At 62.5% G+C, this 787-nt stretch carries 1 protein-coding gene; it reads right to left on the reverse strand.

Features of this window, described 5'->3' with window-relative positions; all coding sequences use genetic code 11:
* Positions 1–787 (reverse strand): glycine C-acetyltransferase (locus tag AC0L2C_RS34140; protein ID WP_473525527.1); only part of this gene is annotated, 787 nt, incomplete at both ends.

The raw sequence follows: 787 nt of genomic DNA on the forward strand, positions 1-787 counted from the left end.
ACATAGATGCCGCGCTGCAGCATGCGCGCCGCCATCTCCTGCGCCAGCGTCGCATCGCCGAGCATGACCGGAACGATCGGATGATCGGCGCCGGCCAGCGTAAAGCCGAGCTTACCCATTTCAGACCGGAACTGCGCCGCATTGGCATAGAGGCGCTGGCGCAGCGCATCGCCATTTTGGATCAGTTCGAAAACCCGGATCGAGGCGCCGGCGATCGCCGGCATCAGCGTGTTGGAAAACAGATAGGGACGCGAGCGCTGGCGCAGCCAGTCGACCACCGGCCTGCTCGCCGCCGTGTAGCCGCCCGAGGCGCCGCCCAATGCCTTGCCGAGCGTGCCGGTGATGATGTCTACCCTGCCCTCGACGCCGCAATGCTCGGCCGAGCCGCGCCCATTCTTGCCGACGAAGCCGACAGCATGGCTATCGTCGACCATCACCATTGCATCGTACTTGTCGGCGAGATCGCAGACGCCCTTCAGATTGGCGATGATGCCGTCCATGGAAAATACACCATCGGTGGCGATCAGCCGAAAACGGCAATCCATTGCCTCCTTCAGCCGCGCTTCCAGATCGGCCATGTCGTTGTTGGCGTAACGGAAACGCTTCGCCTTCGACAGCCGCACGCCGTCGATGATCGAGGCATGGTTCAGCGCGTCGGAAATGACCGCATCCTCCTCGGAAAGCAGCGTCTCGAACAGCCCGCCATTAGCGTCGAAGCAGGAGCCGTAGAGGATCGTGTCCTCCATGCCGAGAAAGCCAGAAATCGTCGCCTCGAGCTGCTTGTGCT

This window comes from Mesorhizobium sp. WSM4845, assembly GCF_055811455.1.